We start from the raw sequence: 14228 nt of genomic DNA, 5'->3' as shown, positions 1-14228 counted from the left end.
AATAATGGTTTCCGAAAATACCTGATGGGCTGAGAATAAAGGTAGGTATGTGTGATCTCTATTCTGGTTAATTTCGTCTTTGACAATAAGATTGCTGCCGGGAAAACACTTTTTTCTACAGTACCTGGTAAGTGAGTTCTAAAGCTGCTTAGTGGGGATCCTCCCAGCCCGTCCACAATGGATTATTAGTTCATTCATAACTTGATAGGTTCAATACAATTTAAGATTTTTAAGGGGATCTCAATTCCGAAAATTTTGTTAATTATTACCCTTTTTTAAGAGAAAAATATATCTTAGAGAATGAAAAATATAGCCGTAGTTGTAATGTGCTTCTTATATGCTTGTAACTCAAAGCCTATAGAAGATTGTAACATCCCCTACTCCATTGATATCTGGAATTTAAACGCTTCCATGGCCTACAGCATTTCCTATCAGGTAAACAATGACAGTCTGATTGTTAGTTTTATTGATGTAGTTAAAGGTACCAGTAATAAAGTCCACGCAAAAGCACTTACACAAACCGAAAGAAACCGCTTTTGTAATTACTTAACCTCCTTTAATATCGATACGTTAAAAGAACAATACATTAACCCCTCCGTTGATGATGGCAATCAGGAAATAGTAATTTTAAAACTTGAGAATAAAAAGAAGAAGATTGAAATCTCTAATATTCATCAGGAGAATATCGCGGGACTCTTCAAGATAGTGAATGATGTAATGGGAGATGAAAAATATAAGATTAAGTATCAGTAACGGGAAATGCTATTTTAAGAATACCAGGTATCTGCAAAACTGCACCAAGATCTCATGCCAGAATTACCGCTGGGCATAGGTAACTCCCCCAAAACGCGACACTACAGCCGTGGGCAGGACGAAAGAACCTCAGATTAAAATGAAAACAAACCTTATTCTCCTATGAATTAGAAATTCCACAGACGATATTTACATCAGCAATTAAAACATAAGCATTAGCAAACTAAAGGGACTGTTTAACCATACTATAAAAGTGAACTGTTAAAAATTACCACCATGATTAAACATATTATAACCCGTAATTTCTTAATAATATAATAAAAATCAAACCGTCCTTCCTGTCCAGGCGGGACATTCATCACGCTTTATTTAAGGTTTGTTTTACCCAATAATTTCACATAATGACGAAAAGAGCAATTATCATCGGCGCCGGGCCGGCGGGTCTTACTGCTGCCTACGAGCTGTTAACCAGAACGGATATTCTACCCATTATTCTTGAAAAGAGTGGTGACATCGGAGGGATTTCCAAAACGGTAAACTATAAAGGAAACCGCATGGATATTGGTGGACACCGCTTCTTTTCGAAGTCAGACCGTGTGATGAAATGGTGGCTAAACATTCTGCCATTAGTTGAATCGGCAGATCAAAGCTTTACAATACAATATCAGAACAAATCACAAGTAGTTAATAAACAAAATGGCACCGCAGCCGATCCGGATAAAGTAATGCTTATTCGCAAACGCTTATCAAGGATTTATTTTCTGCGGCAGTTCTTTACCTACCCCATATCCTTATCTCTAGATACCTTGCGAAAGCTAGGTGTAGGAAGAACTGCTGCTATCCTTGCTTCTTATATAAATGCCCAGGCATTTCCAAGGAAGCCGGAAAAGAACCTGGAAGACTTTATGATCAACCGTTTCGGAAAAACGCTTTACGAGCTGTTTTTCAGAGATTATACCGAAAAGGTATGGGGAGTACCCTGTAAGGAAATTCCGGCAGAATGGGGCGCGCAACGCATCAAGGGAGTGAGTATCCGGAAAGCCATAGAACATGCAATCAAGGAAGTATCAAAATCACGTAGTTCCGATATCGCTCAGAAAGATGTAGAAACAAGCCTGATAGAACAATTCCTATATCCTAAATACGGCCCGGGGCAGTTGTGGGAGGAAGTCGCCAGGCAGGTGCAGGCGATGGGCGGAATCATACACATGAATTATGACGTTCAACATATAGAAGTCTCCGCTAACAAGGTTAATATTCTACATGCAGTCAATAGCATTTCCGGAGATGTTATGTCGTTAGAAGGTGATTACTTCTTCAGCACCATGCCGGTGAAAGAACTGATCGCAAATATGGTGGGCCCCATTCCCCCCAATGTACATGAAGTAGCTGCAGGTTTACAGTACAGAGATTTTATTACAGTAGGGATCTTGCTAAGTCGCATGTCCTCCCTGGATAAAAAGACTGACGAATGGAAAGCACTGGAACTGAAAGATAACTGGATCTATATACAAGATAATAACGTGAAAGTAGGTCGGCTACAAATATTCAATAACTGGAGTCCTTATATGGTCGCTGATCCTAAGAACATTTGGGTGGGAATGGAGTTCTTCTGCAATACAACGGACGCCTTCTGGCAATTACCCGATAAGCAGATTTCTGCCCTGGCAGTGCGCGAATTAGAGCGGATCGGACTCGCAAGTGCTGCTAACGTTTTAGATAGTACCGTATTAAGAGTAGAGAAAACATACCCGGCTTACTTTGGAGCTTATGAGCGGTTTGGTGAAGTACGGACGTTTACGGATCGGTTGAAGAATTTGTTTTTAGTTGGCCGTAATGGGATGCATAAATACAATAATGCGGATCATTCCATGTTGACCGCGATGGTGGCGGTGGATAATATTGCTGCGGGGATTACGACGAAGGAGAATATATGGGAGATTAATACGGAGCAGGAGTATCATGAGGAGAAGAAGGTGGCGGAGGCTGTTCATCAGCAAGCCAAAACCATACCGTCCATAACCTGAAATATGTAGAGAGAATAAAGATGAAAGTCAAAGTAGGTCAACAAGAATAAAGATGTTACGTAACATAGGTCAGTTGTAATTGCAAGGAAAACTGGTCAATAACATGGGTAAGCCGAAAACCATTTTAAAGAGTAGGCAAAATTTGTTAAACCAAAGTTTAGCTTTTTGATTCAAAAAGCAACAATTATTATGAAAAGAGCAAAAATTATGTTAGCTGCTATTGGTATATTTGCAGTAATTGGTGGTAGTTTAGCACTTAAAGCTAATACAGCAAGGGTTCTACACACGTTTTATTATGCTCCTGTTGCTGGTGCTTCTTGCAGCGTTTCGACCACTGGCTTTTTAGACCTTACTACTGTACCACAACCAAATCAAATTTCAACTTACTATAGCACTACATTCACTACTACTTGTCTTAAATTTTATACCATCGCAGGTATATAAGGCAAATAAATTCAATAATGAAATGATAACTATTTTACAAAAATAGCCATCATTTCAAAAAGGGATTAACCTTAAAAGTTAGTCCCTTTTAATATTATTTGTAATAGATTCTATAATTGAAATGCATTTAGAAAACGCTTGAAATAAATTCTCATAATACAAAGTTTAACATCCAATCTAATACCATTATGAAGAAAGCAAAAATCATGTTAGCTACCATCGGCGTATTTGCAGGAATTAGTACTACATTGGCACTTAGATATAACATAGCAAAAGGTGTTTATACACATTATTATACCCCTGTTGTGGGGGCAAGTTGCTCTATTACTGTTGTTGGACTCTTCCAACTTACTACCGTACCACAACCAAATCAAATTCCAACTTACTATAGCAGTATAGCCACTAATACTTGTCTTAAATTTCATACCGTGATGGCCTTATAAGAACAAATAACCATCACATGTTTGCCATAATTAGTGTTATGTTGAATTATATGACCTGACAAGTCTTTAATGCAGGAATTTTTATAGTCTCTCTTTCTAATGATTAATTAATTCTCTTTCGGGTATTTCGGGTAATGCAGGTCATATTAGTAGCTAAGACTTTCATTTCCTTAATATTGCAATTACACTTTGAAAAGGGTTATCTTAAATTTCACAATGCTTAAAATGCTCAAAAGGGGAAATCTTCATCATCGGAATTCACACTATGACTTTCCAAATATTTGTTGAAATTTTCCATTAATCTCAGTGAATCCTTATCTCTTTTCGTATTGTTGGATAAATACAAATGTATTAATTCATCTTGAAACATTTTTATTATTTGCTCTTTAGAGTAGGCAACAATAAAAATTCCAAATTCTTCGGATTCAGCGTGATATAAGTTTTGGCTATCAATGTAATACCAAAACTTAATTTGGTTCTTGAATTTAAGTCTATGCCCTAAACTTATAGCATAATTCAAAGGATACTCAACCTTCTCTAATTCTTGAGAAAATAAAAGGCCCGTCTGTAGGGCTTTCCCTTTAATTTTAGTAAAATCCTCTCCTTCCGTGGCTTCAATAACAATACTATATAATTTTTTCTTTTCAAATGTTTCCTCTTCAATCTTCGGAGGTAAAAGAATGTCTTGCTTCTCTTTTGATATTTTTCCGACAAATGATCTTTTAAATCTATGTTTTTGGTCAGTAACAGTTAAGTGATAATCTTTGTCATTTAAAATCTCTATAATTGGCGAAAAAATTTTACGCCGTGCCTCTTCACTATAATTTTTATTAATATTTCTTAATTCTTCTTCAGAATTATAATTAACATCAATAACTTCGTTCCTATACTTATCTAGGATGCTTTTTTGCCATTCCTTATATGAGCTTACTTGATCTAAAGTTTTTATAGAATCAGTACTGAGACCAACTTTAAAGCTACTATACTGTAAATAAACGACTCTGGGCTCAAGAATCTCTTTAAATTGAGAAATAATCTTCTTTAATCTGCTGAAATCAGTAATAGTTTCTCTATATGTCTTAAAGAAGTCTTCCTCCATGAAATTTAAAAAAGAGTTAGAAATTTTCTTCAAAAAACCAGAAGCAGAAATTGCACTTACTGTCGTTGAAAATGTAGGTAAATTAGGTTCTAAGGTAAAATAAAGAGCCTTTTCTTTTAATAGTTCTAAGTAAGAATTTTCATGACGATCTTCGGATAATTGTAAATAGAGATTTGGAATAGGAAGGGTATAAAAACTATCTTCTTCGGGAATATAAGCTAATGGTAGATCTTCAATATCTATTGCTATTACATTATTAAACTCCAATTTTCTATCTAAATCAGCTGAAAATATAAAATCCTTATTGGGCTCACACATCAGCTCTTTCAAACTAACGTGGCCTTTTAGGTACTCTATCAATTTCTTAAATGAGACTTTCCATATTAGCCATCTATTATAATCTCCGTCAAAGTCAACCCAATAATATAAATAGTTCCTATTGCTCTTATCTACAAAATGAGATAATATTGGCCCTTCATGCTCAAGAAAATCTGACACTTTCCTAAGTCCACTAATTGGAAGATATGAAATGATATGTCCTTTTAAGTTCTCCATTAGCTCAATTCAACGGCGTAATTATTTGAAATTTTAATTTAAGTTCAATCCCTTCGTACTCAAACACGTCAAGATGCCCATTTTTTATATCACTAATTATTCCATCCGCTTCAACAATTTCACCTTCTGCAATATGAGTATACCCCAACATTAATTTAACTCTTGATGTAAATCCGCTAAACTTTTCTCTGGCCTTTTCTAATGAGTCAAACATTGACAGTGCACAACAACTACATTTAATGAAATCGTCTTGTGAATTACCTCTTGGAGGAGTATTCATCAATTTATCATATATATTTTTAGGCAAGAAATTATGAGCTGAATTTATTGGATTATAAGACCATCTGTAAGCCTTTAACCTGGCTTCTTTACAGCCATCATAAGGGCAATTGTTTTGTAGCTGATTTTCCTCTATTAGAGACTGGTACTTTAATTTTTTAGCCATGGGATTCTAACTATTGGGGCTATTTTTAAAATTCCCTGTTAATATATGATAAAAACACCTAACTACAAGCTATGCACATATATTTGCCAATTAAAGTCCCTCATATCTAATGCATTTCATTTAATCTGAATATCTACAGATACTGGCCTTCATTAACATTGCATTAACTTTATTGTCCAATTGATATACTATTTTAATGTTTTTCTAAACAGGAGGAGTTGTATAAAAACTTCTCTTACTTCTAATCCCCTTATAATCTCAACAAACATGAAAGCAGAAGAATGTAAATTGTCCTCCGTGTTCGCAGACAGCAAAACCTATGAAATACCCAATTATCAAAGACCATATTCCTGGCTTGAATCACATACCCAAGACTTGATTAATGATACTATTGAAGCATTCGAAAATTCTGAGAAGGAATATTTTATTGGATCAGTAATTACTATCGAAAAAGAAAAAGATCATAGGTTTGAAATAACAGATGGTCAGCAAAGACTTACTACATTGATAATTATTCTAGCTAAATTGCGTGATTTAATTACCGCTGCCGATGCAAAACTTGCACTTCAAGGTAGAATTATGCCGATTAATGCATTAACAGGTGCATCAGAAAAACCAAGGTTACATGTGCGCGAGCAAGATAGAATCTTTTTTATAGAGCATATTTTGGCTGGCAACCCTGTTACTGATTTAATCGACATGTCTGTAACACAGCGTAGATTCTTAACCAATTCTAAAACTGCGGAAGGTCTTTTTGAAAAATTTAATGAAAGAACACTATGCTTATATGCTAATTTTTTGTTAGAAAATGTATATGTGGTTTTTGTTAAAACAGAGAATTTTCAATCTGCCTATCGCTTATTTAATGTATTAAATGCTCGTGGAATGTCTTTATCAAATGCAGATCTTATAAAAAATAAGCTTTTTGACATCACTGCTGAAGACACCAATCACGATATTATTAAAGATAGATGGAATGATTTAGAGGAATTAATTTCAATTCCTAGTATGGATGCATATTTTAGCCATTATAGGACATCGATAAAAGGCGAAAAGCAACAATTCGATCTTAATAAGGAATATGAACGCTACCTTGATAATTTTGAGGGAAATTCCATAGAGTTCTTGGATCAACTTATTAGTTCTGCCAGGAAGTACAATAGAATTATAAAAACGGACTTTGATGATCCATATATAAAAAGAGTTCTTTCGTCCTTACATAAGGTAAGTCATGATGAATGGATACCTCCGTTGCTTTGTTTTATGAATAGAAATACTAATAATAATGACTTAAAGGTTTTTATAAAATATTTGGACAAAATAACATACCAAAATTGGATCAGAAGATTAGGTAAAACGCAAAGGAATACTGTTTATTATAATGTCATTGGCCTAATTAATAAGGGAAGTAGTGTAGTAGATATAATAGCAAAAATAAAAGAATACAAAAACAATGAGGAATTTACAAACTTTATCTCCGGAGATATCTATGGAGCTCAATATGCCAGTGCAGTATTGCTCAGAATAGAACAGGAACTTCAGGATATTTCAGTTACAAAATCCTATAATGGAAATATTTCAATAGAACATGTTCTTCCTCAGAAACTTTCAGACATATACTGGAAAGAAAGATTTACGGATACAGACCATAAAAATCTTATTCATAAACTAGGTAATCTTACTCTTTTAAGTGGCCGAAAAAATTCGGCCGCACAAAACTATGACTTTGACAGGAAAAGGGATATTTACAATAGCAAGAATAAGAAAGTGTCCTTTGATCTTACTAAAGAGGTGTGTGATACGTTAGACTGGACCAAAGATGTGGTTGAGGCAAGACATATAAAACTTGTCAATATAGCAACCGAAATATGGAATATTAATTGATTTGATTCATTTTATTGGACTATAAAATTTCTTGCTAATCGGTTATTAGGTCGTATAATCTGAATGAAGTTAATTAAGTATAGACAAAGGTTACCATTTGCGGATCTCTCACACTACCATATGTCTTGCGTGTATGGTAGTTTCTTTAAAGTAGTTACGATGTAGTGCTTTATAATTCTGACTCCAGGTTGGAAAAGTCTTGATGAGCGAACCTTTCATTGGTCATCACATTATTAACTGCAGGGCTGTTGGATGATTGCCACCAGCCCTTTTCTTTTTTAGCAGTGATCTAACATTGATACTCAGATATCCTAATTGTCGCAAGAACCTCATTATCCCTCCCCGATTCCATTTCGTCAATTGTCTGATCTTGTATTTAGTCGTTCCATACTTATATCCCTTATTAAAAGAGTCCTTAAAAAAAATGAATTGACACTTATGCAAACCGCGTAAAGTTTTTGTAAAATGTGGTTGTTATTAATATATTAAGTCTAGGGTATCTGGTATAGTGTATCCGAAGCTAAACCGTTGTCTATTCCTTTTCTGGAGGCATTTATACCCACTGTCATCCATTTGGGAGCAATCGATCCCTTTAAATAATAATCAAAAAATTGCGACATTCTTATACTAAAATCATTAGCTGATAAGCCCCAAAGGCCATGGTTTCCTTCATTATATTGTAGCATCCAAACTTTCTTACCTAAGCGACGTAGTGCGGTAAAGAATTCTACAGCATTTGCAAAAAGGCAAATACCATCATTTTTAGTATGCATCATTAATAATGGCGTAGTTATTTTATCTGCGTAAAACACTGGAGAATTTTTTATATACAAATCTGGCCTTTCCCAAAGGGTAGCACCAATTCGAAGTTGCCCCAATTCAAAGAATCTTTGCATAGAACCTCCTTTGCCACCTTCACCTGATATACTTCCATAACTACTTATAAGGTCAAAAAGACCAGAAGAAGAACAGGCTGCTGAAAATAAACTAGTATGTGTAATCAAATAGTTAGTAGCATAGCCACCAAAACTTATGCCTTGGATTCCAATCTTTTTTTCATTTACAAATGGCATATGTGCCAAGTAATTAGCAGCGGAGACTACAGAATTTAAGAAACTTTCACCAGTATCACCAATTTTAAAATGGATATCCGGTGTAAAAACCAAATATCCATGGCTGACATACCAAGGTATATTAAGGCTACCATCAGATGCTGCTGGTTCAAAATATACATGCAACTGATTCGATTTTATTTCGTAATAATGAATGATTACGGGGTATATTCTGTGTGGATCAAAATCATCTGGTTTATACAATATCCCTTGGGAACTACTCCCATCTAACGTTTTCCAAGTATGTAATTCTGTGCTAAACCAATTGTATTTCTTTTCCGGATGCAGATTACTTAATCTAGTAAAAGTTTTAAAATCATCGGTATAAAAATAATTAGGCGATTCCGTCGCACTCATCCTGCTTACCAAATATCTATGCCTATCACGAGCCTTTATGGGCGCAAAGCCCAGAGAAATTGCAGGTGCAAAATACATATATGGCCCCATGCTCAATAGTTGCGGATCTCCTAATCTACTGATCACTTTTCTATAAAATCCATTGTCCTTCGTTTCATTATTAAATGCACTTAATAAGAGTGATTCTTCATTCGTTATGCAATCAGTATGGTTATTCATTAACAATCGAAATATAATATTGTGCTTCCGTCCATAGCCATTTGTCAAGCAAATAGGAGCTTGATCTCCATTCAGGTCTAATTTCCAGATATCATATTGGTCTTGGAGCAGTATAGCAGTTGTATCCTTGAACCATCCAACAAAAGCATATTGTGTACTGTAAGACGAATCTGGACGATCACTTATAACAGGCACAATAGGCAGATGTCTTGTTATATTACGAATAAGTCCAGATTTAGCCTCATAGCTGAAATAATTTCTTTCTTGGGTATCATAGTAAATCAAGTACTTTCCTCCAGGTGAAAAACTGAACCCAGATAACACATTATCACTTAGTTTGTTTCTTATCCCATTCTTAAGAGATAAAATATACAACGTTGAAAAAGATGCCAAATTCCAACGTCCCTCCCCCTCTCCACCATTTCCATTCCTATGATCAAGAACGGCAAAAGCATCATCGCTTTCGGACAAATATTCATTCAAGTGCTCCAAACGAAGTATTTCATGATTATCAATTCTTATCGATGCGGCATAACTCCTTATAGTCGATTCCTTTAATTGCTGAGATTGTAATTTTGAATCCTTATAAGTCCAAACATCTAAATCTACTTTTACATCATTGGATTTAACATGAGCAATTTCCTTTTCCTTCAAACTAAATAATAACCGGCTGCCATCTCTACTAAAGCCTGGATATATTCTGTCTATCTTCAAACTGCTGTCAGCATTCATAGATGCATTATCTGCTAAAATAACGGCTTTACTTGTACCCACTTTATAATACCATAAAGAAGTTTCAACTTGCTCATTCACTTTATCTTCTACGATAAATGCTATTTGCTTGTTATCACTATCATAAACAAGATTATCAACTTTAGTCCCTTCCCAGATAGCTGTCACACTCCAGTCTTGCAAGTTAATCCAACTCAATGATTTTAGACTATTATCGTTATCATTTTTCGAAGCAGTTTGTAACACTAATGCTTTACCATCTGAACTAAACCAATAATCATTTACAGCAGCGAAATGTTTTTCTTTACCTGTGACACAGTTTCGTACTACCAGGCTATTTAGTGGAGTATTTAACTTGTACACTAGCCATTCACCATTTCCATAATTAATAAGATTAAAAGAAATTACATGATCGATATATTCTACATATTTACTACCGAGTTTAATCAAACTAAGACTATCATTAGGACCTAGAAAAATAGCACTTTGACTGTTCTGAGTAAAAACAGCATCATTGATACCTTCAACTTTTATTTTCCATTTATTATCTGTTGCTTGCAATATTAAAATATCACTCCCTATAGGCTCGTTTCTAATATAGTATAGTACATACTTACCATTATTGCTAATATTAGCTCCCTTAACTGAAGGCCATTTATTGTATACACTAGAATCAATTAAAGGCTTTTGGGCAAATAAATAGATAGGAGAAAAAAAAAGGAGAAAAAAAAAGAGAAAATGCTTCATAATAAGGTTATTTATCACATTATAACTACTCGAGGAATTAATAATATTAGATCCACTATTAATTCGTCTAGATTCGTTTTATAGATGGGATTATTAAAATGTGAGGGTGTTAATTTTCTGCATTAATGGCTTACCAATTTTTGACAACCTGAACTAAGTCAAAACCGTGCAAGACACTGCTGAATCGTCATTCTACCTTTCCTGCGAGGGGAGGAATAATATGGAAATATTTTGATAAAAAATTTAGTACCAAGGAAAATATTTAACTTATTAAATAATACTCAAATTTACCTTATCATAGCAGAACCTCAATCGCAGTAATTACAATTTATTCTAGCTATTAATAACGCTTTTTAAAGATCTTGTATACGCTTGTCGGCTATTATTTACATTGCAAATTAAGTAATCGCAGTTTAAATACTAATTCCTTATAGAACCTTTGCTTATTGAGCCAATATCTAGGTATTTCATTACTAAACCTTTACGCCCAAAAAATACTACTTAATCTTTCAGTTTCTCTTCCTCAAGGATATCCCATGTAGATTCTCCTTTTCGCATTTTCCCCAATGTCTCCATATAAATTTTATTTGGAATTGTTTTAGATTCTTTAGCAATATTTTGTTCTATAGTCAGAGCCTTCCCTTCCCAATAAATTGCTTCCCGAGTTCTACCAGCCTTATAAAGGAGATTGGCATAAGTATCATGTGATGCAGCATCCCCAGGGTCTGCCCTAACTAAAATTTCCATCAATTCTATTCCTTTATTTATAACCATCTTATCATTACTATGAAGAAATACAACTTCCCAAATCATATCGTTAAGACGCGCTTTTCCAAATCCAGTTGTATCTATACCATACTTCTCAATTTTTTTTATATAATATTTGGCAAGCTCAGCCCAATTCTTTTTACTTTTGTACCATCGTATTTGTGCATTAATAACTGTACGCTCAGCATAATTACTATTATACTTCTTACTTATTATTGAGATAATCTTATTCCAATCTGGCGACCCCTTGAAAGAAAAATTAGAATCATTATTCAACTTAGGGTCAATTTCATTTTTTGAAATAATATAATCCACAACACTCTGCGAGTATCCCTTCCATATTACTTTATCTACTTTTTCTGAATCATGATAAAATAAATCAAATCCCTTGTCTTTAGAATTTTGGATAAAAGATGCGATAAACACGATGTTATCATATGTATACAGATCTTTTTCCTTTAATTTCAGCAAGTAATTATTTATGTAGTCCCGGGATATAATATTTGCTATATTCTCATCATGAATTGATATGGCCATATTTGCCAAATAAGGCATCATTTTATATGTTCCTTTGCCCTGTTGGTAGAGATTTATTAATGTATAATACTGTTTATTGGGATCTAATGCATTTGCTACCAATGTTAAAAAATCATCGATATTTTTGTACCCAATGCCTTTATGAACGATTTCACCATTTGATGAAAAGAAAAGGTAAGTAGGAAATGTAGTTATCTTATATTGCTGCAAAATCTTGCATGCGTCATTGTACCATTTTTTTATACCTTCATTATCTTCGTTTGTAGTGTCTATCTGTATTTTTACAGAAATAAATTGCGCATTCAGCGACTCTATTACTTTTTTATTTGGATAAACATCGCTATCCATTTTTTTACAGGGACCACACCATGTAGCAAAACAATCTAAAAATATATGTTTCTTTTCTGCTTTTGCCTTAATTAAAACTTCTTGCCAATTCAACGATTTTTCAAAATCCACAGTTCTTTCCTGTGCTTCTAACATAAATGGAATTAACACCATTAAATATAATATTCTTTTCATTCTTCAATCTTTATTAATAATTAATTTTCAATAGCCCTTATTTTGAAAAAGGTTGTGGTTCCGTTGAAGTTCATATAATGGAATTGGGTACAATTGCCAATTTGTGTTCCAATCACCGCCCTTTTTAGGAGTTACTATACCCATAACAGCATCTACCTCACCAGTTCTTTTCAAATCTAGCCAACGATCTCCCCATTCTGTGAATAATTCTGTCTGACGTTCATGTTGTATAGCTACTAATAATTCTGATACCGCGGTAGCCTTCGTATCTGAAAGCCCTGCTCTATTACGAATCTTATTCAGATCTGCTTGGGCTCCTGAAATATTATTTTGCTCTACTCTGGCTTCGGCTCTTATTAGATATAACTCTGCTAAACGAAGTACTACTTGATATTCTGTCACTTCTTCATCAGCTTTATTAACCTTATATTTATAAGGATAATAGTATGTTACACCTTTCGCTTTAACACTATCGATCCAACTGTATCTACGTTGATCACCAACTTCAAATGAATTCATCTGAAAGGAACTTAAGTAAACAGAGAAGTTATCAGAATTAGGCCCAGAAACAGGAAGAATAAATTGAATTGCAGTTAATGTATTTTGACCCAAATTAACTGGCTGTAATTGCCATATTGCCTCTAAATTATTCTTTAAAAAAGAATTTTCTAATGTAGTCAAACTATAAAGCAAAGAATTAGTTATAACTACCGTTGCTTGATTTTCCGCATTTACCCAGTCTTTAGAATACAAATAAACTCTAGCTAAAAGTGCTGTAGCAGCTCCTCTGTTTGGTCTAACTCTTTCTAAGCTAGTATTTATTAATGTCGCATCCAGATAATTATCACTAAGTAAGTTTTGAGCATCTTTTAAATCAGAAATTATTTGCTGCCAGACTTGTTTACTGGAACTACGTGAAAGAGTTCCATTTATGGTATAATCAATACCAGTTATCAATGGTAGGTCTCCATATAAGTTTACTAAATAAAAATAGTAAAAAGCACGCATGAACTTAGCTTCTCCTATAAGTTGTTGCTTGATGGCAGGCGTCAAGTTTACAGCGTTAACCAAACCTTCAATGGCTGAATTCACGACATATAAAGATGGATAAATTTTATTCCAGAAGTCGGATCCTCCAGTATTAGAATTAGATAATGCATTCTGATAGTATCCGATATATGTGATATTAGTAACACCATTAAACAGGGCTAGTTCATCTGATGATAATCCTGCCAATAAAGACATAGAAGTTATCCCGCCCTCAGAGAGCCCACTTTGACTCATGTTAATATAAATCCCAGTTACAACAGCGATTGCAGTAGCATCACTACTGAATACATTTGATCCTGTAAGGCTCGTAACTGGAGGATCTACTTCAACTAATTTTTTACATCCAGTTTGAAATAGGATTAAATTAAGAAATAAAAAGGCAAGTGTAAAACGCTTACTCAAAACATTTCGACAAATAAAAAAATTAAATATACCTATTTTACATACATGCTGAAATAAACTTAAGACGCTCAATTTATTATATAGTGAATACATATTTCTAATTTATTTATCCATTTTACTAATATGATTATG

General features: G+C 34.1%; 10 protein-coding genes. 5 read left to right on the top strand and 5 right to left on the bottom strand.

The window, feature by feature from the left end:
* Positions 1-300 precede the first annotated feature (300 nt).
* The 4 genes from BM176_RS29855 (at position 301) to BM176_RS29840 (ending at position 3667) form a co-directional block, all read left to right on the top strand.
* Positions 301-753 (top strand): hypothetical protein, encoded by a 453-nt coding sequence (locus BM176_RS29855; RefSeq protein ID WP_090108068.1) that lies wholly within the window; start codon positions 301-303, stop codon positions 751-753.
* Between the two features lie 401 nt (positions 754-1154).
* The gene (locus BM176_RS29850) at positions 1155-2780 is read left to right on the top strand and encodes an NAD(P)/FAD-dependent oxidoreductase (protein WP_090108067.1); all 1626 of its coding nucleotides are present in this window, start codon (positions 1155-1157) and stop codon (positions 2778-2780) included.
* 189 nt (positions 2781-2969) lie between these two features.
* Positions 2970-3224, top strand: a complete 255-nt coding sequence (locus BM176_RS29845; protein ID WP_090108066.1) for a hypothetical protein — start codon at positions 2970-2972, stop codon at positions 3222-3224.
* Positions 3225-3412: 188 nt separating this feature from the next.
* On the top strand, positions 3413-3667 hold the full coding sequence (locus BM176_RS29840; RefSeq protein ID WP_090108065.1) for a hypothetical protein: 255 nt from the start codon (positions 3413-3415) through the stop codon (positions 3665-3667).
* Between the two features lie 229 nt (positions 3668-3896).
* Here BM176_RS29840 and BM176_RS29835 read toward each other — a convergent pair whose 3' ends face one another.
* Positions 3897-5321 (bottom strand): DUF6575 domain-containing protein, encoded by a 1425-nt coding sequence (locus tag BM176_RS29835; RefSeq protein ID WP_090108064.1) that lies wholly within the window; start codon positions 5319-5321, stop codon positions 3897-3899.
* A 4-nt stretch (positions 5322-5325) separates the two neighbouring features.
* Positions 5326-5766: a hypothetical protein gene (locus BM176_RS29830; protein ID WP_090108063.1), complete on the bottom strand. Its 441-nt coding sequence runs from the start codon at positions 5764-5766 to the stop codon at positions 5326-5328.
* 267 nt (positions 5767-6033) lie between these two features.
* Between BM176_RS29830 and BM176_RS29825 the strand changes: the two genes are divergently transcribed.
* Positions 6034-7650, top strand: a complete 1617-nt coding sequence (locus tag BM176_RS29825) for a DUF262 domain-containing protein (protein WP_090108062.1) — start codon at positions 6034-6036, stop codon at positions 7648-7650.
* A gap of 491 nt (positions 7651-8141) precedes the next feature.
* Here the strand turns inward: BM176_RS29825 and BM176_RS29820 are convergent, their stop codons facing one another.
* The 3 genes from BM176_RS29820 to BM176_RS29810 all read right to left on the bottom strand — a co-directional run bounded on the left by BM176_RS29820 (position 8142) and on the right by BM176_RS29810 (position 14189).
* On the bottom strand, positions 8142-10817 hold the full coding sequence (locus tag BM176_RS29820) for an alpha/beta hydrolase family protein (RefSeq protein WP_090108061.1): 2676 nt from the start codon (positions 10815-10817) through the stop codon (positions 8142-8144).
* 501 nt (positions 10818-11318) lie between these two features.
* Positions 11319-12644 carry a thioredoxin family protein gene (locus tag BM176_RS29815; protein WP_090108060.1) on the bottom strand — a complete coding sequence of 442 codons (1326 nt, stop codon included), beginning with the start codon at positions 12642-12644 and terminating at the stop codon, positions 11319-11321.
* Positions 12645-12671: 27 nt separating this feature from the next.
* Entirely contained in the window at positions 12672-14189 is a 1518-nt protein-coding gene (locus tag BM176_RS29810) for a RagB/SusD family nutrient uptake outer membrane protein (protein WP_090108059.1), read from the bottom strand.
* Positions 14190-14228: the final 39 nt, after the last annotated feature.

Source organism: Chitinophaga sp. CF118 (assembly GCF_900112615.1).
Classification (GTDB): domain Bacteria; phylum Bacteroidota; class Bacteroidia; order Chitinophagales; family Chitinophagaceae; genus Chitinophaga.
Note: the sequence above shows the minus strand (reverse complement) of the source record. Positions and strands in the feature narration are given on the sequence as shown.